The organism is Lentzea aerocolonigenes (assembly GCF_000955955.1).
Classification (GTDB): domain Bacteria; phylum Actinomycetota; class Actinomycetes; order Mycobacteriales; family Pseudonocardiaceae; genus Lentzea; species Lentzea aerocolonigenes_A.
On sequence record NZ_JYJG01000137.1, the window covers coordinates 26,245 to 51,589 of the forward strand.

The 25,345-nt window shown below is 68.5% G+C and carries 25 protein-coding genes and 5 tRNA genes; 21 read left to right on the forward strand and 9 right to left on the reverse strand.

Features of this window, described 5'->3' with window-relative positions; translation table 11 throughout:
- The first annotated feature begins 101 nt into the window (after window positions 1–101).
- A complete protein-coding gene (locus UK23_RS20640; protein ID WP_045313219.1) occupies window positions 102–1,217 on the forward strand; it encodes a J domain-containing protein in 1,116 nt (371 codons plus the stop codon).
- Here the strand turns inward: UK23_RS20640 and UK23_RS20645 are convergent.
- Together UK23_RS20645 and UK23_RS20650 are read right to left on the reverse strand one after the other, a co-directional pair.
- Window positions 1,214–1,615, reverse strand: coding sequence for a hypothetical protein (locus tag UK23_RS20645; RefSeq protein ID WP_045313220.1), 402 nt, complete (start codon window positions 1,613–1,615; stop codon window positions 1,214–1,216). The genes UK23_RS20640 and UK23_RS20645 overlap by 4 nt on opposite strands.
- A gap of 23 nt (window positions 1,616–1,638) precedes the next feature.
- Window positions 1,639–2,247, reverse strand: coding sequence for a rhomboid family intramembrane serine protease (locus UK23_RS20650; RefSeq protein ID WP_082114827.1), 609 nt, complete (start codon window positions 2,245–2,247; stop codon window positions 1,639–1,641).
- Between the two features lie 85 nt (window positions 2,248–2,332).
- On the opposite strand from UK23_RS20650, the gene UK23_RS20655 reads away from it, so the two are divergent.
- From UK23_RS20655 to UK23_RS20690, 8 genes are all read left to right on the forward strand, one after another.
- Window positions 2,333–2,902: an HhH-GPD-type base excision DNA repair protein gene (locus UK23_RS20655; protein WP_045313221.1), complete on the forward strand. Its 570-nt coding sequence runs from the start codon at window positions 2,333–2,335 to the stop codon at window positions 2,900–2,902.
- Window positions 2,903–2,995: 93 nt separating this feature from the next.
- Complete coding sequence (locus tag UK23_RS20660) at window positions 2,996–3,922, forward strand: hypothetical protein (RefSeq protein ID WP_156213260.1); 927 nt, start codon at window positions 2,996–2,998, stop codon at window positions 3,920–3,922.
- A 38-nt stretch (window positions 3,923–3,960) separates the two neighbouring features.
- Entirely contained in the window at window positions 3,961–5,331 is a 1,371-nt protein-coding gene (locus tag UK23_RS20665) for a serine/threonine-protein kinase (RefSeq protein ID WP_052684858.1), read from the forward strand.
- Window positions 5,332–5,430: 99 nt separating this feature from the next.
- Window positions 5,431–6,153 carry an ABC transporter permease gene (locus UK23_RS20670; protein ID WP_231114593.1) on the forward strand — a complete coding sequence of 241 codons (723 nt, stop codon included), beginning with the start codon at window positions 5,431–5,433 and terminating at the stop codon, window positions 6,151–6,153.
- Window positions 6,146–6,943 carry an ABC transporter permease gene (locus UK23_RS20675; RefSeq protein ID WP_045313224.1) on the forward strand — a complete coding sequence of 266 codons (798 nt, stop codon included), beginning with the start codon at window positions 6,146–6,148 and terminating at the stop codon, window positions 6,941–6,943. The genes UK23_RS20670 and UK23_RS20675 overlap by 8 nt, the downstream gene beginning before the upstream one ends.
- Complete coding sequence (locus tag UK23_RS20680) at window positions 6,940–7,911, forward strand: ABC transporter ATP-binding protein (RefSeq protein WP_045313225.1); 972 nt, start codon at window positions 6,940–6,942, stop codon at window positions 7,909–7,911. The genes UK23_RS20675 and UK23_RS20680 overlap by 4 nt, the downstream gene beginning before the upstream one ends.
- A gap of 46 nt (window positions 7,912–7,957) precedes the next feature.
- Entirely contained in the window at window positions 7,958–8,305 is a 348-nt protein-coding gene (locus UK23_RS20685) for a hypothetical protein (protein WP_045313226.1), read from the forward strand.
- 163 nt (window positions 8,306–8,468) lie between these two features.
- Complete coding sequence (locus UK23_RS20690; protein WP_045313227.1) at window positions 8,469–8,660, forward strand: DUF1918 domain-containing protein; 192 nt, start codon at window positions 8,469–8,471, stop codon at window positions 8,658–8,660.
- Here the strand turns inward: UK23_RS20690 and UK23_RS20695 are convergent.
- On the reverse strand, window positions 8,657–9,469 hold the full coding sequence (locus UK23_RS20695) for an inositol monophosphatase family protein (RefSeq protein WP_231114594.1): 813 nt from the start codon (window positions 9,467–9,469) through the stop codon (window positions 8,657–8,659). The genes UK23_RS20690 and UK23_RS20695 overlap by 4 nt on opposite strands.
- Window positions 9,470–9,489: 20 nt before the next feature.
- A complete protein-coding gene (locus tag UK23_RS20700; RefSeq protein ID WP_045313228.1) occupies window positions 9,490–10,470 on the reverse strand; it encodes a malate dehydrogenase in 981 nt (326 codons plus the stop codon).
- Between the two features lie 140 nt (window positions 10,471–10,610).
- Between UK23_RS20700 and UK23_RS20705 the strand changes: the two genes are divergently transcribed.
- Entirely contained in the window at window positions 10,611–11,162 is a 552-nt protein-coding gene (locus UK23_RS20705; RefSeq protein ID WP_045313244.1) for a pentapeptide repeat-containing protein, read from the forward strand.
- Here UK23_RS20705 and UK23_RS20710 read toward each other — a convergent pair.
- Entirely contained in the window at window positions 11,148–13,766 is a 2,619-nt protein-coding gene (locus UK23_RS20710) for a TNT domain-containing protein (RefSeq protein WP_045313229.1), read from the reverse strand. The two genes, UK23_RS20705 and UK23_RS20710, sit on opposite strands and share 15 nt — an antisense overlap.
- A 139-nt stretch (window positions 13,767–13,905) precedes the next feature.
- On the opposite strand from UK23_RS20710, the gene UK23_RS20715 reads away from it, so the two are divergent.
- From UK23_RS20715 to UK23_RS20725, 3 genes are read left to right on the forward strand one after another with little or no spacing between them, the layout of a single operon-like run.
- Window positions 13,906–14,823, forward strand: a complete 918-nt coding sequence (locus UK23_RS20715; protein WP_156213261.1) for a DMT family transporter — start codon at window positions 13,906–13,908, stop codon at window positions 14,821–14,823.
- Complete coding sequence (locus UK23_RS20720; RefSeq protein WP_045313231.1) at window positions 14,820–15,668, forward strand: bifunctional methylenetetrahydrofolate dehydrogenase/methenyltetrahydrofolate cyclohydrolase; 849 nt, start codon at window positions 14,820–14,822, stop codon at window positions 15,666–15,668. Before UK23_RS20715 ends, UK23_RS20720 begins: the two co-directional genes overlap by 4 nt.
- Window positions 15,655–15,975, forward strand: a complete 321-nt coding sequence (locus UK23_RS20725; protein ID WP_330770165.1) for a DUF3017 domain-containing protein — start codon at window positions 15,655–15,657, stop codon at window positions 15,973–15,975. Before UK23_RS20720 ends, UK23_RS20725 begins: the two co-directional genes overlap by 14 nt.
- Here the strand turns inward: UK23_RS20725 and UK23_RS20730 are convergent.
- Window positions 15,965–16,534: a TetR/AcrR family transcriptional regulator gene (locus tag UK23_RS20730; protein ID WP_045313233.1), complete on the reverse strand. Its 570-nt coding sequence runs from the start codon at window positions 16,532–16,534 to the stop codon at window positions 15,965–15,967. The two genes, UK23_RS20725 and UK23_RS20730, sit on opposite strands and share 11 nt — an antisense overlap.
- 128 nt (window positions 16,535–16,662) lie before the next feature.
- Between UK23_RS20730 and UK23_RS20735 the strand changes: the two genes are divergently transcribed.
- From UK23_RS20735 to UK23_RS20760, 6 genes are all read left to right on the forward strand, one after another.
- The gene (locus UK23_RS20735; protein ID WP_045313245.1) at window positions 16,663–17,226 is read left to right on the forward strand and encodes a dihydrofolate reductase family protein; all 564 of its coding nucleotides are present in this window, start codon (window positions 16,663–16,665) and stop codon (window positions 17,224–17,226) included.
- 228 nt (window positions 17,227–17,454) lie between these two features.
- Window positions 17,455–17,526: transfer RNA gene (locus tag UK23_RS20740), tRNA-Arg, on the forward strand.
- A 106-nt stretch (window positions 17,527–17,632) separates the two neighbouring features.
- A tRNA-Phe gene (locus tag UK23_RS20745) sits at window positions 17,633–17,704 on the forward strand.
- Window positions 17,705–17,714: 10 nt separating this feature from the next.
- A tRNA-Ser gene (locus UK23_RS20750) sits at window positions 17,715–17,802 on the forward strand.
- An 11-nt stretch (window positions 17,803–17,813) separates the two neighbouring features.
- Window positions 17,814–17,905, forward strand: a tRNA-Ser gene (locus UK23_RS20755).
- 1 nt (window position 17,906) lies between these two features.
- Window positions 17,907–17,981: transfer RNA gene (locus tag UK23_RS20760), tRNA-Arg, on the forward strand.
- 2 nt (window positions 17,982–17,983) lie between these two features.
- Here UK23_RS20760 and UK23_RS20765 read toward each other — a convergent pair.
- Genes UK23_RS20765 through UK23_RS20775 form a run of 3 tightly spaced genes read right to left on the reverse strand, consistent with a single transcriptional unit; the run spans window position 17,984 to window position 23,574 of the window.
- Window positions 17,984–21,271, reverse strand: a complete 3,288-nt coding sequence (locus tag UK23_RS20765) for an error-prone DNA polymerase (protein ID WP_045313234.1) — start codon at window positions 21,269–21,271, stop codon at window positions 17,984–17,986.
- A 60-nt stretch (window positions 21,272–21,331) separates the two neighbouring features.
- Window positions 21,332–22,834 carry a DNA polymerase Y family protein gene (locus UK23_RS20770; RefSeq protein WP_045313235.1) on the reverse strand — a complete coding sequence of 501 codons (1,503 nt, stop codon included), beginning with the start codon at window positions 22,832–22,834 and terminating at the stop codon, window positions 21,332–21,334.
- On the reverse strand, window positions 22,831–23,574 hold the full coding sequence (locus UK23_RS20775; RefSeq protein WP_045313236.1) for a hypothetical protein: 744 nt from the start codon (window positions 23,572–23,574) through the stop codon (window positions 22,831–22,833). The genes UK23_RS20770 and UK23_RS20775 overlap by 4 nt, the downstream gene beginning before the upstream one ends.
- Window positions 23,575–23,904: 330 nt before the next feature.
- Here UK23_RS20775 and UK23_RS20780 point away from each other — a divergent pair, with 330 nt between their 5' ends.
- Together UK23_RS20780 and UK23_RS20785 are read left to right on the forward strand one after the other, a co-directional pair.
- Window positions 23,905–24,612 (forward strand): hypothetical protein, encoded by a 708-nt coding sequence (locus UK23_RS20780; RefSeq protein WP_045313237.1) that lies wholly within the window; start codon window positions 23,905–23,907, stop codon window positions 24,610–24,612.
- Complete coding sequence (locus tag UK23_RS20785; RefSeq protein ID WP_045313238.1) at window positions 24,609–25,316, forward strand: hypothetical protein; 708 nt, start codon at window positions 24,609–24,611, stop codon at window positions 25,314–25,316. Before UK23_RS20780 ends, UK23_RS20785 begins: the two co-directional genes overlap by 4 nt.
- The last annotated feature ends 29 nt before the right edge of the window (window positions 25,317–25,345 follow it).

Below are 25,345 nucleotides of genomic sequence, written 5' to 3' on the forward strand. Positions count from 1 at the left end.
ACTGCGTAGGAACACACTAGACCGCATATGACGGGCCGTATGCCCTGCGAAAGTGTTGGACCCAATAAGGTTCATGCACCAACCTCGGACTGGACGGTGTCGTGCCAGGGATCGACTACTACGAGTTGCTCGGTGTCAGCCGGGGCGCCAGCGCCTCGGAGATCAAGTCGGCCTACCGGTCGCTCGCCAAGGTCATGCACCCCGACGCGGGTGGGACGTCTGGCGGCTTCCGCCTGCTCCAGGAGGCCTACGAGACGCTGAAGGACCCGGTCCGCCGCGCCGACTACGACCGCCCCACGGTCGTCGTGCCGCCGGTCGTGCGTCCACAGGCACGCCCGCGACCTCGTCGAACAGGCCGCACGGGCAGGCTGCGCGACTTCGGCGACGACCCGAACTACACGGCGCCGCGCCCCCGCGTCGACCTCGGTTCGATGGACTGGTGGCACCGCATCGATCTGGGCGCACGGGTCCGCTACGTCCCCGCAGCAGGTCTCGGTCACGCCCCCGCGGCCGCCGCGATCGGCGGATGGTTCGTCCTGCTGATCCCGTTGACGCTGCCGTTGTCGCCACTGTTGATCGCCGTCTGGCTGCCCCTGGTGGCGGCCGCCGGTTACGGCGCGTTCCGACTGGCACGCCGGTATCTCGCCGTCGCGAGGGCCGAACGGGCGTTCGCCGGTGAGTACGACGGGAACACGATTTTCGGCCGTCCGGGTGAAAACAGACGCGAACGGCTGACCGCCGGACTGCTGACCGAGTACCTGACGCAGCTACCGGGCGTACGCATCTTCCACGGCCTCGCCTGGCCCGGCTCCGTCTTCACCGACGTCGACCACGCATTGCTGTGCGGCAGGCGGCTCGTGCTGATCGAATCGAAGTCGTGGCTGCCCGGCCACTACTACTGCGACGAGGACGGCGAGCTCTGGCGCAACGGCCACCCGTTCCGCGGCGGCGGCTCCCAGCTGCTCGACGGCGTCGAACGCTTCGCCGAGCTCCTGCCGTGGCTGGAGATCCGCGGCGCCCTGATCATCTACCCGAGCCGGGCCGGCGAGGTCACGTGCGACGACGACCTCGACTTCGAGATCCCGCCGATGACCCCCGACCAGTTCGTGCGCGAGATCGGCGACTGGCTGGCCGACGACCCGGCCACCGTCGACCGCGAGGCACTCCGCGTGCTGGTGCGCCAGGTGGTCTCCGAAGTCCGGGTCGCCGGGGCCTAGTGGCGACAGCTCGGCGGCGCCGCGTTCTCCTGCCGTGTGCCGCTGCACAGGTTCGTGTCGACCTTCCCGTCCGACGAGTCACCGGTGGCGTAGATCAGGTAGTCCTTGCCCACGGCCAGGTCGACCCCGCACATCCCGCCGTTGTCGTAGGTGACGACCCCGACCTCGTCCGGCACGTCCCCTTTGCGCTCCTCCGCGACCGCGACCCGGTACCGCACCTTCTGCGGCGCCTCCACGACCTTCTCCAGCACCCGCCCCTGGAACACGTGGTCCGCCCGGGCCAGCAACTGCTCCTCGGTCGCGGGCGCACAACTGCAGGCGTGCGCGGTGCCGGCCGCCACGGTGGTCATCCCTGCCGTGAGCACAACCGCCGCGGCCATCCTCACGATGCGTTTCATTGCTTTACCCCCTGTTCAGCCCCTTACGGTGCTGAGGAGACGGGTTCCGTGCCGGACGAGGTTGCACCCCGTTCCGTTGAGCGGCACAGCAGGAACCCGGTGATGGCACCGGCCAGAATCGCGGGCCCGTGGATGTCCGTGAACACGCACAGCACCACCGCACCGGCGAGCACGATCCAGGCCGCGATGAAGTGCTTCTTGATTCGCGCGATCAACACGTAGACCGCCACCGCACCAACCGGCCCGCAGAAAGCGACGGACACACCACCCGAATAGGGCTGCCACCACTCGCCGATGATGTGTCCGGCAAGACCACCCGCGAGCAGCATCACCAGAAAACGACCGGTGCCGAACGTCCGCTCGGCGTGAAATCCCAGCAGCGCCGCGCACACCCCGAGCACGACCACCGCGAACACCGAGTCCGGCTGCACCAGGACCGGCGAGATCACCCGCCAGAACTGGCCTGCCGCCAGCGCTTCCGGGTCCCGGCGCACCGCGAGGAACAACCTCTCCGCACCAAGGTGGTACAACGCGGTGCAAATCGCCCAGGAAGCGAGAACGACAATCGTGGCGATCGGTACGCGAGTTCGCACACCGGGCAACGGCGGAAGAACAGCAGGCTTTTCCGGCATGCCGCGATCATAAAAACAGGCGCTGACGTATCGCTGGCTTTGCCAGAAGTCGTGCCACAGCGCCGGTCATGTCAGGATTGCCGCCATGACCCGCACGGTTTGCCTCGCGCAGAACCCCGACGCCGACGCCCTGCTGGCGAAGGACAGGTTCGCGTTGTTGCTCGGCATGATGCTGGACCAGCAGATCCCGATGGAGAAGGCGTTCTCCGGCCCCAAGGTGCTCGCCGACCGCATGGGCGGCCTGGACGTCCACCGCATCGCCGAGGCGAACCCCGAGGAGTTCGCCTCGATCATGGCCACTCCGCCCGCCGTGCACCGGTTCCCCGGCTCGATGGCCAAGCGAGTGCAAGCCCTGTCCCAGTTCGTCGTCGAGCACTACGACGGGGACGTCACCAGGATCTGGAGCGACGGGGACGGCGCCGCGGTGTTCAAGCGACTCAAGGCGTTGCCCGGGTTCGGCGAGCAGAAGGCCAAGATCTTCCTGGCCCTTTTGGGCAAACAGTTCGGTGTCAGGCCCGACGGCTGGCGCGAGGCCGCCGGGCACTACGGCGAGGACGGAAGCCGACGTAGCGTCGCTGATGTGACCGACCAGAAGTCGTTGCTCGAGGTGCGCGACTTCAAGAAGGCCGCCAAGGCCGCGGCGAAAGAGAAGTAGCGCCTGCTGTTCATCGTCTGGTCCACTGGATGAACGCCGCCAGCCCGAACGAGGTGCGATCTTGACCACCTCGTGCGAGAAGGGGCGGTTGCGTTGCGCATCAAGGCGATTGGCGTTTTCACGGTCCTCGCGCTGAGCCTGGCGATCACGCCGGCTCATGCTGCTTCTGCTTGGCCTGGCGATTCGGCCACCAAGACGGCTGACGGGTCGAACGTCTTCGGGACGAACCTCAGCGGGTTGTCCTTCGAGAGCGCGAACGTCGTGTGGGCGGTGAAGAACGGGCCCTCGACGCTCTACCGGCTCGTGCCCAGCGGTGGCACGTGGAAGGTGGATCAGAAGCGGTCGTTGAAGTTCGCGGACGGGCAGGGCGATCCTGACGCCGAGGGTGTGGTCTACACACCGGACGGGATCTTCGTCGCCGTCGAGCGGGACAACGACGACGGTGACGTGAGCAGGCCGATGATCCTGAAGTACGGCAGCGGCAGCAACGCGGTCGCGGAGTGGGATCTCGGTGGTATGCCCGAGGTCGACCCCAACGACGGGCCCGAGGCCATTTCCTGGGTGCCTGACTCGTACCTCACGAAGAACGGCTTCAAGGACAGCAGCGGGAGGACCTACGACCCGGCTGCGTACCCCGGTCACGGCAGCGGGTTGTTCTTCGTCGGTCTCGAGGCCACCGGCGAGATCTACGTGTACGCCCTGCAGGGCGGGGAGGCCAAGCTGCTCAGGAAGTTCGCGAGCGGGCAGGCACAGGTGATGGACCTGGAGTTCGACGGCAGCAAGCTGTGGGCGATCTGTGACAACCACTGCAGCGGGCGGACGACCACGCTTGCCATCAGCAGCGGGAACTTCAAGGTCACCGCCACGTACAACCGGCCGTCCGGGCTGCCGAACGTGAACCTCGAAGGGTTCGCGATCTCGCCGAGCTGCGTCAGTGGCAAGAAGACCGTGTTGTGGTCGGATGACGACAACAAGAACAGCCACGCGCTGCACAGCGGGTCGCTGAACTGCACGGTCTGACCGAGGAACTGTCGGGGTGCGGAACTAAGCTGCCGCGCGTGACCGCACCCCGCATTCCCGGCCTGACCGACCTGAGACCGTTGGGCGCAGGCGGATTCGCCACCGTCTACCGCGCCCACCAGGCACAGTTGGGCCGCGACGTCGCGGTCAAGATCGACAACCGGGTGCTCGCCGACGAGCGCGACCGGCGGCGGTTCCTCCGGGAAGCCCATGCGGCGGCCAAGCTGTCCGGGCACCCGCACGTTGTTGGTGTGCACGACGCGAACATCACCGCCCAAGGCACGCCGTACATGGTCATGGAGCTGTGCACGGGCGGGTCGCTCGCGGACCAGCTGGACCAGCGCGGACCGTTGCCGCACGAGCAGGTCCGCGATCTCGGCGTGAAGCTCGCCGACGCACTCGCCGCGGCACATGCGGAAGGCGTGCTGCACCGCGACATCAAGCCCGGCAACATCCTCGTCGACCGCTACGGCACGCCGAAGCTCGCCGACTTCGGGCTCGCGGCGCTGCTGGACGCGCAGGGTGGCAGCACGGTCACGCGGGACGCCCTGAGCCCCAGCTACGCGCCGCCGGAAGCGTTCGCGATGGCCGAACCCACGCCGCAGGCCGACGTCTACTCACTCGCCGCGACGCTCTACACGTTGCTCGCCGGCAAACCGCCACGTCCGGTGCCGTGGCCGATCACCAGCTTCGACCAGCTCGGCGAGATCCTGCGCAGGCCGGTGGCCGCGGTCAACGGTGTGCCGCCGGCCCTGCACGAGACCTTGGCGCGGGCCCTGCACCCCGACGCCAACCTGCGCACGCCGAGTGCGGCGCAGCTGCGTGACGAGCTGCTCGACCCGATGCGCCAGCCGACCGTGCCGGTGTCTCCCCCGCCGAAGCGCAAGCAGTGGCCGCTGGTGGCCGCGGCTGGACTCGTCGTGCTGGTCGTCGCCGGTGTGCTCGTGTGGAACCTCCTGGACAAGGAACAGGCGACCGCCCAGGGGCCTGGACCGGCCACGACGCAGCAGGGCGGCGCCGAGGACATCCCGCCGTTCCTGAAGAAGTGCGACAACAAGTTCTGCATCGACAAGTCGACCTGTTTCCGCGGCATCAACGAGACCGGCGGCCAGCCCGCCACTGCGCGAAAGGTCGGCAGCTGCGCGGACGAGCACTACTGGGAGGCGTACGCCGGAGGCTGGCTCTCCGGTGACATCCCCGCGGTCAGCTCGGAGGAGATGCTGACGTCGGCCGAGATCGTCAACGTCTGCACGCCCGCGGTGATGAAGGCGAACACGCGGCCCACCGTCGACACCACCGGCTGGGAGATGGCCGCCGTCGGGTTCAAGGACGGCACGCGCAACTACTTCCTCTGTCTCGGGTCCGATCCCGAGGAGGGCGAGGTCGTGAACAGCGCTTTCGGGGCGTAGAAAATCCACTTGCGACGGTCGGTAACGTAGAACGACGTGCGTGTCCACGCCGATTTGATCATTGCTGGATTTCGAAGGTACTCGACCTACCGACAAGCGATGCTGGCCGGAGCAACCACCAACGTGGTCTTCGGCCTGCTGCGCCTCGCCATCATCTCCGCCGCGGTCACGGCGGCGCACGGCGAGATCGCGGACTACGACATCGCTGCCACCAACACGTACGTCTGGATCGGGCAGGGGCTGCTCGGGTTTGTCCTGCTGTGGGGCAACAACGAGCTCGCCGAGCGCGTGCGATCTGGTGACGTCGTAGTAGACCTTTATCGGCCATGGCACCTGCAGGGCGCTCTGCTCGCGCAGGACGTCGGGCGCGGCGGCTATGCGCTCCTGACGAGGCTCGCGCCGCCGATGGTGTTCGGCATGCTGCTGTTCCCGTTCCAGTTCCCCGAGAACCCCGCGCGGTGGCCGCTCTTCCTGCTCAGCGCCACGATCGCGCTGGTGATCAGCTTCGGGGTGCGGTTCCTGGTGGAGCTCAGCGCGTTCTGGCTGCTCGACAACCGCGGGCTGTACGGGTTCTGGAACGTCTCCTCCGGCCTGCTGTGCGGGCTGACCGTGCCCATCGCGTTCTTCCCGGAGTGGGCGAGAAACGCGCTGTGGGCCTCACCGTTCCCGGCGTTGCTGCAGGCACCGATCGACGTGTTCCTCGGGCACGGGAACGTCGTGAAACTCCTGCTGTACCAAGCGTTTTGGGCTGCGGCAATACTTGCGATCGGCCACTTCGCGCTGCAGCGAGCGGTGCGCAAGGTGGTGGTCCAGGGTGGCTGAGTTCATCTACCCCAAGCTCATCGGCGCGAAGATCCGCAGCCAGCTGGCCTACCGGGCCTCGTTCGCGGTGGACTTCGTCTCGCAGGTGCTGGCGCAGTGCTACGAGCTGATCGTGATCCTGGTGCTGTTCAGCCAGGTCGACGCGCTCGGCGGCTTCTCCAGGGACGAAGTGCTGCTGATGTACGCGTTCGCGGGCGCGGCGTTCGGGGTCGCGGACCTCTTCGCCGGGCAGCTCGACAACCTGCCGACCTACATCCGCACGGGCAGCTTCGACGTGTTGCTGATGCGGCCACTCCGCGTGTTGCCGCAGATCATGTGCTCGGACATCCGCCTCAGGAGGATCGGCCGCATCACGAGCGCGGTCGGCGTGATGATCTACGCGCTGACGCACGTGCCGATCGACTGGTCACCGGCGAAGATCTTGCTGACGGTGCTGACGCCGGTGGCGGGCGCGGTCATCTACAGCGCGGTCTGGGTGGTCGCCTGCTCGGTCTGCTTCTGGATCGTCGAGGGGCGCGAGTTCGCGAACGCGGTCACCTACGGCAGCAACGCCTTCACGTCGTACCCGATCAACGTCTACTCCCGGCCGCTGCGTTGGGTGATGGCGTACGTCGTGCCGGGGGCGTTCGTCGCGTACTACCCGAGCCTCGCGCTGCTCGGGAAAGAAGATCCGCTCGGGTTGCCGGGCTGGGTCGGTTGGACATCACCGCTCGTGGCGGCACTGGCGGCAGGAGTCGCCGGGCTCGTGTGGCGGTTCGCGGTCAGGCACTACCGGGGAACGGGATCATGATCGAGGTCAGGGAGCTCCGCAGGGAGTTCAAGGTCGCCACGTCCAAAGGCTTGCGACGCAACTACAAGACCGTCACGGCGGTCGACGACGTCACGTTCGACGTGCGAGAGGGCGAGGCCGTCGGGTACGTCGGGCCGAACGGCGCCGGCAAGTCCACCACGATCAAGATGCTGACCGGGATCCTGGTGCCGACCAGCGGGCACATCCGGGTGGGCGGCGTGGATCCGTCGAAGCAGCGCCGCGATCTCGCCAGGCGCATCGGCGTCGTGTTCGGCCAGCGCAGCCAGCTGTGGTGGGACCTGCCGCTCAAGGACAGCTTCGACCTGCTGAAGTCGATCTACCGCGTGTCGGCCCCGGACTACCGGACCCGCCTCGACGAGTGCGTAGAACTCCTTGGCCTGCAAGAGTTCCTGGTCACGCCGGTACGTCAGCTCTCGCTGGGCCAACGGATGCGCGGCGAGATCACGGCGGCTCTCCTGCACGCGCCCGAACTCCTGGTGCTGGACGAACCGACGATCGGCCTGGACCTGGAGTCGAAGGAACGCCTCAGGGAGTTCCTCCAGGACATCAACACCCGCCGCGGCACCACACTCCTGCTCACCACGCACGACCTGGACGACATCGAACGCCTCTGCCCGCGGCTGATGGTGATCGACCACGGCAAGGTGCTCGCCGACGGACCGCTGGACGAGCTGCGCGCCGAGGTCACCCCGGAGCGCGTGCTGGTCATCGACCTGACGGAACCCGGCCCAGCTCCGGACGTCCCTGGAGTAACGGCGGTGCGCAGCGAGGCGGGAGGGCTGCGGCACCACCTCACGTTCAGGAGAGCGGAGACGACGGCGGCTGCGTTGATCACCCAGGTGGTGCGGCAGGTGGAGGTCCACGACCTCGCCGTCGTGGAGCCGGAAATCGACGACGTTATTCGGAAGCTCTACCAGCGTCAGGTCGCACAAGACGCCAATCGGTAGAGTCATAAGCAACGCAACCGGACACATCGGGCATGAGGGAGAGCGAATGCGCCTAGTTGGAACGCTGGCAGCAGCCGTCATCGCGTTGGGCAGCCTGACGGCCTGCGACACGATCCAGGGAGTCAGCGACACCGCGGACAAGGTGAAGCTGTGCGCCGACGCGATCCAGCTGGTGGGCTTCTCCCCGGACCTGAGCGACCCGCAGAAGGCGCTGGAGGAGACCCAGGCCAAGGCGAAGGAGCTCGAGAACCTCGCCAACTCCTCGCCGGACGAGCAGGTGAAGAAGGCTCTCACGGAAGCCGCCAACGGCATGCAGAACGTCGGATCCGCGGCGGACTGGGTGCAGCAGAAGGCCGACCTCGTCTCGAAGGTCTCCTCAGCCTGCGGCGGATGAGCACCGGGTCTGTGTTGAAATCTGGGTTCGATGGCCCGGCTGTCGCGGACCCGGACTTCAACACAGGCCCTGGAGCCCTGTTGCGCACCTCCGGTGTCGGCCTAGGCTTTAGCGCGTTTAGCGCGCCATGCCTCACGCCGCACACCGGAGGTGTCGCAGCATCATGCAAGCAACCGTTGGTGACAGGCTCCACGTCCACAGCCGCTCCATAGGACTCGAGGAGCGCCTGGGCGAGATCCTCGAAGTGCGCGGGACCGACGGCCAGCCGCCGTACCTGGTCCGCTTCAACGACGGCCACGAGGGCCTGGTCTTCCCCGGACCCGACTGCATCGTCGAACCTCGCGGAGAGATCTAACCGAGCACGGTCGCGATCAGCTCCTCGGCCAGCTGAGGAGTCGCTGCCGCCACCCCTGACCACCGGTGGGTCAGGTCGGGTTCGAACGTGAACGGCCGGCCCTTCAAGTCGACCAGCACCCCACCCGCGGCAGGCACGGTGACCAGCGCCGTCGCGAGGTCCATGATCCGGTGCGTGTCGCTGCCCGGATCGATGAAGGCGTCGACGGTGCCCTCCGCGACCAGCATGGTCTCCAGGCAGGTCGTGCACAGCACCCGGATGCGGTCGGCGCGGTTCGCGATGCGCAGCCACGCGTCCTGCGTGCCGGTCTTGGGGCGCATCATGCACACGGAAGCGCCGTCCAACGACGTGCGGCCGGTCGTGCGGAACGACGTCGGCACTCCTGCGCGCGCATGCCACGCACGGCCCGTGTCGAACCACGTCGTGAGAGCTTCTTTGGCCGTGCCGTCCTCGACGAGAGCACCGGCGAAGCAAGAGAGAGGAACGCCGAACGCGGCGTTCGCGGACCCGTCGACCGGGTCGATGACGAGGGTGATCGAGGAGCCGTTGTCGACGAACCCGGCTTCTTCGGAAAGCAGGTTCACGCGACTGCGGTGGATGGACTCCAGGATCGCGTCCTCGACGATGCGATCGACGCGCATCGTCGGTGTTCCGTCGGCGCCGTCCGCCACTTCTTCGCGGAGTTCGAGGCGCGTGTGCAGAGATCGGGCGCGTCCGTACGCCGCCGACGCCGCACGGGCGGCGTCAGCGAGCGCAGGATGCACGTCATCGGAAAGCTGTGGCTGGGGCACGTCCCATGGAATGCGCACGTGCCCCACAGTGCCACGATTTAGATCAGGCCGAGGCCCTTCACGGCGTCGCGCTCCTCGACCAGCTCGGCCACGGAGGCGTCGATGCGGCCGCGGGAGAACTCGTCGATCTCCAGGCCCTGGATGATCTCGTACGAACCACCCGAGCACTTGACCGGGAACGACGAGATGATGCCCTCGGGCACGCCGTACGAACCGTCCGACGGGATGGCCATCGAGGTCCACTCGGTGCCGTTGACCCAGTCGTAGATGTGGTCGATGGCGGCGTTCGCGGCCGAAGCAGCAGACGACGCGCCACGGGCCTCGATGATCGCCGCACCGCGCTTGGCGACGGTCGGGATGAAGTCGTTCTCCAGCCACGCCTGGTCGTTCACGGCCTCGGCGGCGGTCTTGTCGCCCACCTTGGCGTGGAACAGGTCCGGGTACTGGGTGGCCGAGTGGTTGCCCCAGATCGTCATGTTCTGGATGTCGGTGACCGCGACGCCCAGCTTCTTGGCGAGCTGCGACAGGGCGCGGTTGTGGTCCAGGCGCGTCATCGCGGTGAAGCGCTCGCGCGGGACGTCCGGCGCGTGCTGCTGGGCGATGAGGGCGTTGGTGTTGGCCGGGTTGCCGACCACGAGGACCTTCACGTCGTCAGCGGCACCGGCGTTGATCGCCTCGCCCTGCGGCTTGAAGATGCCGCCGTTGGCCTCGAGCAGGTCGCCGCGCTCCATGCCCTTGGTGCGGGGGCGGGCGCCGACGAGCAGGGCCACGTTCACGCCGTCGAACGCGGTCTTCGCGTCGTCGGTGATCGTGATGCCCTTGAGCAGCGGGAAGGCGCAGTCGTCGAGCTCCATCGCGGTGCCCTCGGCGGCCTTCAGCGCGGGGGTGATCTCCAGCAGCCGCAGGTTGACCGGGGTGTCCGGGCCCAGCAGGTGGCCGGAAGCGATGCGGAAGAGCAGTGCGTAGCCGATCTGGCCGGCTGCACCGGTGACAGTGACGTTCACGGGCGTGCGGGTCATGAGCCTTCCCGAATGACGGTCCTCGTTGACGTCGGGCAGGTCGCCCGGCGTCCCGCACGTTACCAACACGTGGCCAATGGCAGAGTGTGAGAGTGGACAACCTGGTCGAAGAGGTTGGCGAGGATTACGCCGACGCCAACATGCCAAGTCAGCACTGGGAGAAGCGGTCTTTCACCGACTGCGACTTCACCGAAGCCGATCTCCGCGAACTCGTCACGACGGGGTGCACGTTCACCCGCTGCGACTTCACCCGGACGGACCTCGGTGAGTCGAAGCACCAGGCGACGGCGTTCCGGCAGTGCACCTTCGACCGCACGGTGCTGACGCGGTCCTCGTTCAACTCGTGCAGCCTCATGGGGTCGAACTTCGTCGACTGCGTGCTGCGGCCGGTCACCTTCACCGAGGTGGACTTCACGCTTGCGTCTTTCGTGAAGGCACCGCTGTACGACCTGAAGCTGGGCGGCCAGCGGTTCCGCGAGACGAACCTCAGCGAGGCCGACCTCCGCAACACCGACCTGAGTCAAGCGGACCTGATGGGCGCACGACTGCTCGACGCCAAGCTCGACGGCGCCGACCTGCGCGGGGCGAAGATCGACGCGAACGGGCTCCGGCAAGCCAAGCTCGCCGGAGCCCTGATCGACATCGACACGGCAATCGCGTTCGCCGCGGCCTACGGCCTAGTTGTCAGCTGAGATCTCCACCAGGACGCCGTCGGCGACCATCTCCTCGACCGCCTTCGGCAGCAGGTAGGCGGTACCGCCGCCGGGCTGCTCGAACCACGGCACCGCGACACCCGTCAGCACCTCGAGCGGGCGGCGCAACCGGTACACGCGGTACGGGCGGTTGATCCACGACGGCACGAGGCTGCGTTCCGGGAACGGGGTGCCCGCCACGTAGACGAGGTTGCCGCTCTGGTCGCCGTAGCGGTCGACCTCCGTGCCCGCCGGCAGCTCGAACATCTGCTTGTGGCGGAACAACGTCAGCGGCGGCTCGCCCGCGAGCGGCGTGATCGGGAACTTCCGCTTCGACGGTTCCTCCTGGGCCACGGCGGCCGCCACCGGCGAGGGTGCCGGAGCCGGTGCCGGGACCAGAGGTGGCGGGGGCGGAGGTGCCTGCTGCGCCTGCGGTTGCGGCATCGGCGGGCGCTGCGGCGGAACCGGGCGGCGCGGCTCCTCGCGGAAGCCGTTGGTCATCGGCCGCTGCGGCGGGGGCGGCGGCTGGGGTACCCGCGGGACCGTGCGGAAGTTGCCCAGCACCAGCTTGCCGACCAGGTACGCCGACGCGTCCTCGACCTTGTCGAACCGCACCGGGCTCTTCGGGCCGTGGTCGAACCAGCACACCTCCCAGCTGTCGCCGTCGAGGTGCAACGTCCAGGTGCGGTCGGCCGGCTCGCCGATCCGGAACACGCCGTGCGGCACGTTGAGGTCGTCGAGCGCGCGACGGGTGCCCGCCAGCTCGCGGTCTTCCTCGGGTGTGACCGTGCGCGGCGGCTTCACCGGCTCCGGCTCGGGTTCCGGTTCGGGCTCCGGCTCGTTGAACAGCGCCGCGTCGAACTGGGTCGTCTCCTCGACCGGAGCGGGCGCGGGGACCGGCACCGGCACGACCGGCACCACGGCAGGCGGCATCGGCGAGGACTCGGCGACGGCCTCCGGTTCGAAGTGGACGTCGAGCTGGGACTCGAACGGCTGGGACTCGAACGGCTGCTGCTCGAACGACTGCTCGAAGGCCTGGGGCTCGAACGAGGTGGTGGACTCGATCTCCTCCTCGGCCAGGTCCGGCTCGTCCTCTGCGACCGTGACGACCGGGTGCTCCTCGGTCACCTCGGCCGGGCTCTCCAGCGGCTCGTCGAGGACCGGGCTCCACGCCATCGTGTCCTGCATGGCGTCGCGCGGGCGTTCCTCGGTCTCGGCTTCGATGGCGTCCGTGAGCTCCGCCTCGCGGTGGTGCGTGAGGAGCTCGGGCTCGTCCGGTCCTGCGGTCGGGATCTCGGGTTCGTCGACGGCGTCCACGACATCGTGTTCGTCTTCGTGGCCCAGTTCGGTTTCGACCGGTTCCTCGGCGACGGGCTCCGGGTCGGGGACGGCCTTGACGACGGGCTCCGGTTCCTCGACCTCGCTCGGGTGCGGGGCGAAGAGGTCCATGCCGGCGCCGTACGTCTCGCGCAGGCGCCGCTCGTCGACGTGGTCCGGCACGCCGTCGGAGTCGAAGACCACCCGGTAGGGCGGGCCGTCGGCGGCCGGCAGCGGCACGGGCACGGCGACCGTCGCGCCGATGTCGTCGGACTCGGGCTCGGGCTCGGTCACGACCTGCGGCTGCTCGGTCGTGACCTCGGCCGCCTGCGGGTCGGGGTACATCGGCTCGAAGTCGTACTCCTCCGGCTCCACCTCGGCCGCGAACTTCGGCGCCTGCACGAACTGCGTGGCGTCGGCCTGGGGTTCCGGTTCGGGCTCGGGTTCCGGCTCCGGCTGGAGCAGCTGGGTGCCGGCGGGCGCGGCGGGCGCACCGAGGTTCGCGGCGGCGGCGAGCCTCGACTCCTCGGACACCTCCGGCAGGCTGAACCCGGCGGCACGCGCCCGTTCGACCAGCTCGGGCTCGGGCGGCACGCCGTACTTGCGCAGGTAGTAGGAGACTCCGGCGGGCCAGATCCAGGCACCGTCGGTCTGGAACCCGGACGGCACGACCTGCGGCGCGTCCGGTGCCAGCACGTCCGCGTCGAAGCCACGCCCGGCCACGGCGACCGGAGCGTTCGACAGGTACGTCAGCAGCGGCGCGACCTCGGGTTCCGGCACCGGCGGGCGGTTGACCGACGGACGACCGTTCGGCCCGGCCCCGTCGAACACCCGGACCGTGCGGAACACCGGCGTCGGCGGGTTCAGCCTGCGGCGCAGCCAGTCCGGCAGGTTCTCGTCGGCACGCGGGAAGAACCGCATCTCGTCGAAGTACGCCTGCTGCGGAGGAGGCGTCTGCCAGCTCGGTTCGGCCCGGTCGAAGTCGAGGTTGTAGCTCGACGGGTGGTCGAGCTGGTAGCGGGCGTTCGTCCAGCTGCCCCTGCCCTCGCGGTGCATGCCGGCCCGCAACCGGGCGAACAAGGACGCGACGTCCTGCGGCGGCGCCCAGGAGTGCGAGGAGCCGTCCTGCAGCCGCATCTCGGCTTCCAGCTCGAAGTACCGGCCGGTGGCTCGGTACTGCGCGATCACACTGCGCCAGTCCTCTGGAGCGGCCCGCATGAGAGTCAGGCCGATCTGCTTAACCAGAGCGTCCTGCTCGGTAGGGTTCAACGGCTTCGGCTCGGACACGCCAACATCTTCCCCTGCAAATCGCCGGATCGCACACGTCCCCCGCCGCTGCGCCGAACGGTGGAGGCCCGACCATAACGCGGTGAACCCGCCGGGTTAAAGCTGATCAAGAACACGTCCGACCCCGCTGGAGGAGCCGTTGTCCCGGTCCGCGCAGGTGACCGGCGGTGTGCTGGCCGCGATCGGCGGGCTGGCCATCGCCGTCCAAGGTCGGGTGAACGGATCGCTCGCCGCGTCGTTGCAGAACGGATTCCTCGCCGCGCTCATCTCATTTGGCGGCGGCTGGCTGGTGCTGGTGGTGGCGGTCCTGTCCCGACAGTCCGGGCGGCACGGTCTGCTGCGGCTGCGAGACGCGCTGGTGCACCGGCGGATCCGGTGGTGGGAGTGCGTCGGCGGACTCGCGGGCGCGTTCCTGGTGACTTCGCAGGGCATCGCGATCGCGACGATCGGTGTGGCCGTGTTCACGGTCGCGGTGGTCGTCGGGCAGGTGGTGAGCAGCCTGGTCGTGGACCGGCGCGGCATCGGGCCGGGTGAGCCGAAGCCGTTGACGGTGACGCGTGTGCTCGGCGCGGCGGTCGGTGTCGTCGCCGTGGTGGTCGCGGTGTCCGCTCGGTTCACGTCGCCGGGCGCGTTGTGGCTCGCGGTGCTGCCGCTGGTCGCCGGGCTGCTGATGGGCTGGCAGCAGGCGGTGAACGGGCTGGTGCGCGAGGCCGCGGGGCACTCGGTGGCGACGATCTTGGTGAACTTCACCACGGGCACGGTCGCGTTGCTGGTCGTCAACCTGGTGGCGGCCCGCGGGGTGGCCTCGTTCCCCTCGGAGTGGTGGCTGTACCTCGGCGGGTTGCTCGGCATCGTCGGCGTGGGCGGCGCGATCGTGTCCGTGCGGTTCATCGGCGTGTTGATGGTGGGGCTGTGCACGGTGTGCGGGCAGCTCATCGGGGCCGTGCTGCTGGACGCGCTGGCCGGGCACCTCGCGTTGCCGACGATCATCGGCGTGGTGCTGACGCTGGTGTCGGTGGGCGTCGCCGCGTTGCCCAGTGGGAGGATGACCAGGTGACTGCGACGCTGCTCAACGGCAACGAAACCCGGAACGCGCTGTTCGAGGACCTCAAGGCGCGGGTCGCCGCACTGCCCGTGCCGGTGGGCCTGGCCACCGTGCTGGTCGGTGACGACCCCGGCTCGCACTCGTACGTCAAGGGCAAGCACCGGGCGTGCGAGAAGGTCGGCATCTCCTCGATCAGGCGTGACCTGCCCGAGTCGATCACGCAGCAGGAGCTCGAGGCCGTCATCGACGAGCTGAACGCGAACCCCGAGGTCACCGCGTACATCGTCCAGCTGCCGCTGCCCAAGCACCTCAACGCGAACGCGATCCTGGAGCGCATCGACCCGGCGAAGGACGGCGACGGCCTGCACCCGGTCAACCTCGGCAAGCTCGTGCTCGGTGAGGAAGCCGCGCTGCCCGCGACCCCGCGCGGCATCGTGGAGCTGCTGCGCCGCTACGACGTGCCGATCGCGGGCGCGAACGTCACCGTCGTCGGCCGCGGCGTCACCGTCGGCCGCCCGATCGGCCTGCTGCTGACCCGCCGCTCCGAGAACGCCACCGTGACGCTGTGCCACACCGGCACCAAGGACCTGGCCGCGGAGGTGCGCCGCGCGGACATCGTGATCGCCGGCGCCGGCAGCCCCGGCCTGATCACCGCGGACATGGTCAAGCCGGGCGCGGCCGTGGTCGACGTCGGCATCACCCGCACCGAGGCCGGTCTCGTCGGCGACGTGGCCCCCGAGGTCCGCGAGGTGGCCGGCTGGCTCGCCCCGATCCCCGGTGGTGCCGGTCCGATGACCGTCGCGATGCTGCTGACCAACACCGTCGAAGCCGCCGAGCGCGCCCATGCGACGGTCTGACGCAGAGGCGCTCATGCCGGAACAGCGCTGGCGCTCGGGCCCCGGGAAGCACCTGCCGTTCGCGCTGGTGCTCGGGGTCGGCGTGCTCGGGCTGGTGCGGATCTTCCAGTACCACTGGCGGCAGGGTGCAGTCCTTCTGGGCGTGTCGCTGCTGGTGGCGGCCGTGCTGCGGATCCTGGTGACCGACGAGCAGGCCGGTCTGATCAAGATCCGCGGTCGTGGCATGGACGCGTTTCTCTACTCCACGTTGGGCGTCGTGGTGATCGCCGTGTCGTTGACGATCACCGGCGGCCCGCTCAGCCGATAGCGCGGTCGACGAGGACCTCGATGAGCTCGTCGAGGTCCATCGGCTCGACGATGTCGGGCAGCGTCAGCCGTTCGTAGATCAACCCCGTCATCGCGAAGTACAGCGAGATGACGGTCATCCGGTCGCCGGGCAGCTTCGAGTCCTCGTTGAACGAGATGTTGAACTCGAGGTTGTCGGCGACCGTTTTCGTGAGCGCGGTCCTGAGGTCCGGCCTTCGGGTCGCCTCCAGCCGCAGCTCCATCATCGCCAGGTAGCAGGCCCTGTCGGCGTCCGCGCGCCTGATGATGTCGTGCATGAACTTGAGCGTGAGCGCCTTGTCGCGCGGCATGGCGAGCGACTCCGCGATCGACTCGTCGGACGGCATGAGCCGCTGGTTGACCCTGATCGCCACCTCCGACATGAGGTCGTCGCGGCTGGCGAAGTAGTTCGACGCCGTACCCGCGGGCACTGCCGCCTTGGCGTCGATCGCGCGGTAGGTCAGGCCTCGCGCGCCTTCCTCCGACAGGACGTCGATCGCCGCGTCCAGCAGCTGGGTTCTGCGCGCTTCGTTGCGGACCACGTTTCCTCCTTGACAACCACTACAGACATAGTACTACAGTTGTCGTGGTTCGAGACCCGAGTTCGTGTCCAGACGAACTCGCCGCCGTCTGCGGAGCAGCGGCAATCAAACACAGGGGGATGATCTGCATGCGAAAGCTCGTCTACTACGTGGCAGTGACGCTGGACGGGTTCATCGCGGCCGAGGACGGGACCTTCGACGGGTTCATCTTCGAAGGCGACCACATGGCCGGCATCAACGCCGAGTACCCGGACACGCTGCCCACCCAGTTCCGCTCGGCGCTCGGCCTGTCGGACGCGCCGAACCGGCACTTCGACACGGTGCTGATGGGCCGCCACACCTACCAGGTGCCGGGCGGCCTGCCGTCGCCCTACGCACACCTGAGGCAGTTCGTCGTGTCGTCATCGTTGATCGACACCCCGCCCGACGTCGCCGTGATCCGCCAGGACGTCGTCGGCCGCGTGCGGGAGTTGAAGGAAGAGGACGGCCTCGACATCTGGCTGTGCGGCGGCGGCAAGCTGGCGGCCGAACTGCTGCCGCTGATCGACACGTTGTTGTTGAAGATCCACCCGGTGGTGTTCGGGCGCGGGATCCCGCTGTTCGACGGAAAAGCCGACATCACGACGTTCGCGCGCACCAACGCGCAGCTGTTCGAGAGCGGGGTTTCGTTCATGACTTACGAACGCTCCTGATAAATCATTGACGTGCGGCGGGTTCGCCCGTAATACTTGGTCCAACATCGAGACGGAAGGGGAACGCCATGAGCAGCCGATTTAGCTCACGTCGACCGTCCCCGCGACCGTTTTCGCAGGTGAGCGACACTGGCTCCCCACCATGACCTGGTAGTACGTCATGTTCAGGGAGCCGCCCCTCGGGAGACCGAGCAGGGCGGCTTCTTCTATTCAGTGTGCTTTTATTTCGCCCTTGTAGCCCAATGGAAAAGGCGCGGCGCTACGAACGCCGAGATTCAGGTTCGACTCCTGGCAGGGGTACTCGCGGATGCGAGGGAGACGGCTAACCCGCCTCATTTGGGATGAGGACATACCGCGTTCGACTCGCGGGCATCCGACTTTGTAAGGCGCTCTTCGGAGCGCGCAAGGCTCTTTAGCTCAACTGGTAGAGCACCGGGGTGAAGACCCGGCGGTCAGGGTTCGACTCCCTGGGGAGCCACGCAGGACGGGGAGGGCTGGCCGAGTGGTAAGGCACCGGTTTGCTAAGCCGTGGTCCGGGCATCACGCCCGGCGCGCGTTCGATCCGCGCGCCCTCCGTCCCTGTGCTTGGAGGATTGGCCGAGCCCGGTAAGGCAGCTGTCTCGAAAACAGTGGTCAGCGCGCGAGCGCTGCGCAGGTTCGAATCCTGCATCCTCCGCCACACCCTCGTGGTCCAACGGACACGACACCGGCGTCCGAAGCCGGAGACGCAGGTTCGACTCCTGCCGGGGGTACCAGTTCAGCGGAAGTCCCGTGACTTCGACGGGATCCGCAGGTCCAGGTGCTGCAACCGGTCCGCCATCACGCTGACCACGCCCTCCGCCGACTCCACCACGCCCCGCACGAGCATCGCCCCGCTGCTGCGCGCCACCCGCCGGTACCGCGCCCACAAACCCGGCGAGCACACGACGTTCACCATGCCCGTCTCGTCCTCGATGTTGAGGAACGTGACACCGCCCGCGGTCGCCGGGCGTTGGCGGTGGGTGACCGCGCCGCCGATGAGCACGCGGGTACCAGGCTCCACAGAGGACAGTGCGGTGGTGGGCAGCGCGCCCATCGCATCCAGTTTGGAGCGGACGAACTGGGTCGGGAAGCTGTCCGGCGACAGGCCGGTGGCCCAGACGTCCGCCACCGCCAGCTCGACTTCGTCCATGCCGGGCAACGACGGCGCGTCCACCCCGACCGTGGTGCCGGGCAGGCGGTCCGGCCGGATCGCGGCGACCGCGCCGGCTGCCCACAGTGCCTCGCGGCGTGCCAAGCCAAAACACGAGAAGGCTCCGGCGGTGGCCAGGGCTTCCACCTGGGCCGTGGTCAGCTGCACGCGGGAACCGAAGTCCTCCATGTCGCGGAACGGTTGCGCCTCAACGATTCGCGCGGCATCCGCGTCCCCGATGCCGCGCACCGCGGTCAGGCCGATGCGGACGGCGTTCGCTCCCTCGAAAAGCTCCAAACCCGCCCAGGGCAGTGACCGGTTCACGCACGGGCCGTGCACCGTCACGCCGTGGCGGCGGGCGTCGATCACCAGGGACTGCGGCGAGTAGAAGCCCATCGGCTGGGCGCGGAGCAGGGCCGCGCAGAACGCCGCCGGGTAGTAGAGCTTGAACCACGCGCTCACGAACACCAGGTGTGCGAACGACAGGGCGTGCGACTCCGGGAAGCCGAAGTTCGCGAACGCCAGCAGTTTCGCGTAGATGCGGCCGGCCAACTCGGAGTCGATCCCTTGTGCCGCACAGCCTTCGTAGAAGCGGTCGCGCAGCCGTTCCATGCGAGCCGTCGAACGCTTGGCACCCATCGCCCGGCGCAGCTCGTCGGCCTCGGCGGCGGTGAAGCCGGCCACGTCGACCGCGATCTGCATGAGCTGTTCCTGGAACAACGGCACGCCGTAGGTCTTGCGAAGAGCGTTCTCCAGCAACGGGTGGTCGTAGTCCCACTCCTCGACCTTGTTGCGGCGCCGGATGTACGGGTGCACCGAGCCGCCCTGGATCGGACCCGGCCTGATCAACGCCACCTCCACCACCAGGTCGTAGAACTCGCGCGGCTTCAGGCGCGGCAACGTCGCCATCTGCGCACGGCTCTCCACCTGGAAAACCCCGACAGAATCGGCTTTCTGCAGCATCTCGTAGACGCGTTGATCGTCCAGCGGAACCTTTCCCATGTCGACCTCGACGCCCTCGTGGTCGCGGACCAGGTCGATCGCGTAGTGCAGGGCCGAGAGCATGCCGAGGCCCAGCAGGTCGAACTTCACCAGCCCGATCGAGGCGCAGTCGTCCTTGTCCCACTGCAGCACCGTGCGGTTGGGCATGCGCGCCTTCTCCACCGGACACACCTCGCTGACCGGGCGGTGGCAGATCACCATGCCGCCGGAGTGGATGCCGAGGTGCCGCGGGAAGTTCTCCAGCTGCGCGGACAGCTCCAGCACGTCGCGCGGGATGTCGCAGTCGTCGGTGGTCGTCGTGAGCGGGCCCCATCTGTCTATCTGCTTGCTCCACGCGTCCTGCTGGCCCGGCGAGTGGCCGAGCGCGCGGGCCATGTCGCGCACGGCGGAACGCGCGCGGTAGGTGATGACGTTCGCGACCTGCGCGGCGTGCCGGCGGCCGTACTTGGAGTAGACGTGCTGGATGACCTCCTCGCGCCGGTCGGACTCGATGTCGACGTCGATGTCGGGAGGGCCGTCGCGGGCGGGCGCGAGGAAACGTTCGAAGAGCAGGTCGTAGCTGACCGCGTCGACGTTGGTGATGCCGAGCGCGAAGCACACCGCGGAGTTCGCGGCACTGCCCCGGCCCTGACAGAGGATGTCGTTGTCCTTGCAGAACTTCACGATGTCGTGCACGACCAGGAAGTAGCCGGGGAAACCGAGCTGCTCGATGATCTTCAGCTCGTGCTCGATCTGCCGGAGCGCCTTCTCGTTGTCGTCTCCGTACCGCCGCCGCGCGCCCTCGTAGGTGAGCTTGCGCAGCCAGCTGCTCTCGGTGTGGCCGGGCGGCACGTCGAACGGCGGCAGCTGCGGCGCGACGAGCCTGAGGTCGAACGCCAGCTGCATGCCGAGCAACGCGGCGTTGTGCACGGCACCGGGATAACGGCGGAACCGGTGGAACATCTCCTCACCGCTGCGCAGGAACGCGGCGGGCGACGGCGGCAGCCAGCCGGCCATGTCGTCGAGGCTGCTCCTGGCTCGCACGGCAGCCATCGCGGCGGCCAACCGGCCGCGGCCCGGCGTGGCGTAGTGCACGGCATTCGTTGCCACGACCGGGAGTTTGAGGTCCTGCGCCATCTTGAACAGGAGGTCGTTGCGCTTGCTGTCCTCCGGCAGCCCGTGGTCGGTCAGCTCGACGTGGACACGTCCCGTGCCGAACAGGTCGGTGAGCCGGACGATCTCCTGGTACGCCGCCGCCGGCCCCTCCCTGGTCAACGCTCTGCGGACGGTTCCCTTGCGACAGCCCGTCAGCACCACGACCTCGCCTCGGGTGTCCGCGACGATCTGGTCGATGTCGTAGACCGGTTTGCCCTTCTCCGCATCGTCCTGGAGGTGACCGGTCGTGAGGGTGCGGCACAACCGGTGGTAACCCTCCTGTTGGCGCGCAAGAAGAAGCAGGTGATCGCCTTCAGGATCCGGTTCGCCGTTGGCTGGCTTCGAGAGCCCGACGCTCAGCTCGGCGCCGAACACCGTGTGCATGCCGAGCTCCTTGGCGGCCTCGGCGAACCGGACCACGCCGTACATGCCGTCGTGGTCGGTGATCGCGATGGCGTCGAGCTTGAGCCGTTGCGCCTCCTCGACCAGCTCCTCGGGGTGACTCGCGCCGTCGAGCCAGCTGAAGTTGCTGTGGCAGTGCAGCTCCGCGTACGGCACGCGCTTGCGGGTGACCGCGAGCTCGTCCACGCGCAGCTCGAACCCCGGCGGCGCGGTGTACCGGTCGCGGTGGCGTGACCAGCCGGGACCGTCGCCGCCGTCGGGTTTCTGCTCGACGGGCTTGCCGGAAAGAGCGCGCTCCAGCTCCTTCCAGCGGACCGGTGGGTTATTCCAGCCCACCGGATTCCTTGCGCGGCAACGGGATCAAGGTCTCCAGCAGATCCCAGTACTCGTCCTGCATCAGTCGTACACCCCTTCCAGAAACCACCTCTGGTCCCTGCGGATCAGCAGGAACGCCTGGTCCGGCGTCTGCACCTGGATGCGCGCGGCCCGGTGCGGATCCGGCGCCCACCAGCGCTCGTCGACCGGCCACGGTCCGGCCCACGCGGTCACCTCCTGCGTTCTTCCTTTCACAGCAAGGCTTTTGGGTTGCGCGGTGAGTTCGAGACGGCCGGTCACGCCGACCTCGTTGCCGTCTGCGTCTTTCAGGACGGCCGGGTCGTCCGCGAGCGTCGCCGGTGCTCTGCTGAGCCGGCCGGGCCACGGGTGGTCCGGATTCCGGGCCGGCACGCGTTCGTCGCCCCACGGCACGAGCTTGACCCGCTCCTTCGGGCCGCGGCCGCCGTCGAGCACCGGCGTGAGCACGCCGTCCGGGCCGAGCAAGCCCTGGACGTGCAACAACGCCCGCACCGCGCGTTCGTCGTCGTGGCCCCACAACCCGAGCTGCAGCGCCGTGCCGTTGACGACCTCGACCGGTTCGAGGGTGAGCGTCCTGATGCCGGACGTGAGGCGCTCGCGGGTGAGCCAGCCGTCGAGCTGCCAGCGCACGCGGTCCGCGATTCCCCGTGGTGTCAACGGTTCCGCGGCGCGCCACACCCGGTGCAGCTCCTCGTCGTTCTCGGTGCGGGCGTGGATGCCGAGCCTGGTGCAGGCGAGACCGCGGTTCGCGAGGTTCTCGTGCAGCCGCTCAGAGAGGATCTTCGCGGCGAACGCGGCCGCGTCGATGCGCTCGACCGGGTCGTCGAACGTCTCCGCGACAGCCAGCTCCGGCGCGGGTTTGCGCTTGTCGAGCGGGCGTTCGGGCAGGCCGCGGGCCAGGCGGTGCTGGCGCGTCGCCGGGCCGCCGAACCGGGACGCGACCGCGTTCTCCGGGACGTCCGCGAACGCGCCGAGGGTCTTGAGACCGAGTCTGCGCAACAGATCGACCAGCTCCGGGGCGTCGAGCTCGTGCACGCCCAACGGCCGGAGGAACTCCGCGGTCCGGCTCGGCGGGACGATCACGTTGCAGTGCGCGGCTTTCGTGGCCGCGAAGAGGCTGTCGGCCACGCCCACCTGGGCTTCCGCGCCGGTGCGGGTCGCGATGTGGTCGACGATGCGTTCAGCTGCCTGCTCGGCGGAGGAGAAGTAGCTGACCGGGCCCTGGGCCGGCACCGCGACCAGTCCCGGTTGCACGACCTCGATGCCGGGTGCGAGCTCCTCCACGGCCTCGGCAACCGGCTCGAAGAACCTGGCGTCGCGCTGCGGGTCGTGCTCGAACGTGACGAGCTCCGGGCACATCGACTCGGCCAGGCGTTTGCGCATGGCCCTGCGGATGCCCTCGGCACGCGCGACGGCCGAGGTGGAGACGATCTCGTTGCCGTCCAGAACGGCCACCGGCACGTGCTGGCCGGTGCCGGTGGCGGTGCAGGCGGCGACGACGGGCCAGTCGGGGCACCAGATCGCGAGGAGACGGGTGTCCTTCACGCAGGACGATCCCGGGTTGTAGCCCGCTTGGCGGCCAGCTCGTCGACCTCGTCCGGACCGGCATCAACCGGCTCGTCGGACTCGGCCGGTTCGCCGGCCACCAGCGGGAGCTCGATCTCTTCTTCACCGAACGTCAGCAACACGTGCTTGGGCTTGCCCGCCGAGCCGCGGCCACCGCTGCGCACGCTGATCTCCTGACGCCGCAACGTCTCCGCGCCGTCGTCGAGCGGGTTCCAGCGCACGGACTCCGCGGTCAGCTCCACGTCGGCCGAGGGCCAGGAACCGAAGGCGATCAGGACGGCACGGCGTTGGCGAGCACGAGCCGTGAGCCGCCGAGCGAGGGAAGGAGGGAGTGGACAGGCGACGGCGACGAGGTCGATGCCGTCCAGCAGGGCCGCGATGACAGGACCGGGGTCAGCTCCGGGACGTGGGACGAGCGCCAGCCGCTGCACCGAGACCCCGAGCTCGGCCGCGGCCAGCACGCCCACCTGCGGCAGGCCGACCACGGCGGCCCAGCAGCCGTCCGCGGTCGCACCCGCGAGCAGGGCGAGCAGCAGCGATGTCGATCCGCCCACCGACACCGTGCTGCCTCGCCGCAAGCCGCCCCACGGCAGCAGGTCCGCCAGTTCCCCGCGAACCGGCAGCACCCGCCCCGTGGTGTGGTCGGTGGTGGTGCTGGTCAGCTCGCTGGCCCGGTTCACCCCGAACGCAGCCAGCGACGCCGTTGCCGACCTGGACACTCCACCCACCTCCCTTCTCGGACCGTGCGCACCCCTGTGCACGGCCGCCGAGGGAAGTTCGGCGACTTGCTTATTCGAACTCCTGTTCGAACGAACGGGATGATCGTAGCGCGCGAGCACACCCTTGTGTCAATGCCAGAGCGTCACCCTTTTGGTGGACATGCGGACCGCCTGCCGCGGGGAGATCTCGCGGTGCCGACCAGGCTTTGGCTCACCCTTTCGGCGGACCGGCCCACACGCGTCCGCCAGGTCCTCTACGGTGCCTTCAGTCACTGGGGAGTGACGGTCCGCGCACGACCGAACTCGTCATCAAGCAGTACTGGAGAAGCTGTGAACCAACCGCCACAGGGATGGCACCAGCAACCGCAGCAGCAGGGCTGGCCGCAACCACCTCAGCAGGGCGGTTACCCGCCGCCGGGGTACCCGCCCCAGCAGCAACAGCAGCAGAAGAAGGGCAAGGGCCCGGTCATCGCGATCGTGATCGTCGCGGTGGTCGTGCTGCTCGGCGGGCTCGGCACCGGAGCTTTCTTCTTCTTCAACGCCCGCAAGGACCACGGCTACCCGCAGCGCAACGACGCGCTGCCCGAGAAGTGCGGCAGCGTCTCCGCCGAGACGCTCGCCAAGGCCCGCACCACGAATCCGGACGGATCGATGTCGAGCCAGCCGGACGACGACACCACGAACTGCCACTGGCAGCAGACCGAAGGGCGCGACAGCCCCGGCCACCGGGCTTTGTTCGTCAAGATCTGGCAGGGCGACGGCAAGTTCAAGGCCATGGGCGAAATGGTGATGGCCGACAGCACCACCAGGGAGATCGGCGCGGTCAACGGCTTGGGCGACGAGGCCAAGGCGTACGAACGAGGCCGGCCGAGCGAGTCCAGCGCCGAGTACGCCCTCGTGGTGCGCAAGGGCGACCACGCCGTCCTGGTCGAGTACTCGGGTGCGGACCCCGGCCTGTTCAGCCTGGGCAAACCCGACATGAACCAACTCAGGGAGACGGCGACCGCTGTCATGAACGACGTTCTGGGCAAGCTGTGACCTGGCCACAGCACCCGCAGCAACCACAGCACCCGCGGCAGGGCTGGCAGCAGCAGGGCTGGCAGCAGCCGCCACCGGGCTGGCAGCCGTACCCGCAGCAGCCGCCGAAGAAGAGCAAGGCACCGCTGATCATCGCCATCATCGCCGGAGTGCTGCTGCTCGGCGGGGTCGGCACCGCGCTCACGGTCTACCTCAACGTCAACAAGGACGGCGGCGAGCCCAAGCGTGCCGACCAGCTGCCCGCGTTGTGCGGCAACATCTCCGAGGCCGCGCTGGCCAAGGCGCGCACCACGAACCCGAACGGGCTCGGCTCGCACGAGTCGGAGATGTCCGGCGGCAAGAGCACGATCTGCTCGTGGCACCAGACCAAGGGTGTCGACGGCAGCGGCTACCGCGGCGTCGACGTGTACGTCCAGACCGCGAGCAAGATGAGCGTCGACGAGATGCTGGCACAGCACAAGGACGCCGTGGGTGTGCCCAAGCAGAAGCCGCTCGACGGGCTCGGTGACCAGGCCGCGGCGGTGCTGGTGCAGGGCAACTCCGCGATCACGGACATCTGGATCCTCGTGCGCAAGGGCGACACGACCGTCCAGGTCGACTACACCGGCTGGGACGCGGGCATCTTCAGCAACAAGAAGCCGGACGTCGCGGAGTTCGAGGCCGCCGCGAAGGGCCTGGCCGAAGAGATGGTCGCCAAGCTCTAGGCGAAAACGATGAAGGGAACCTTCATCCA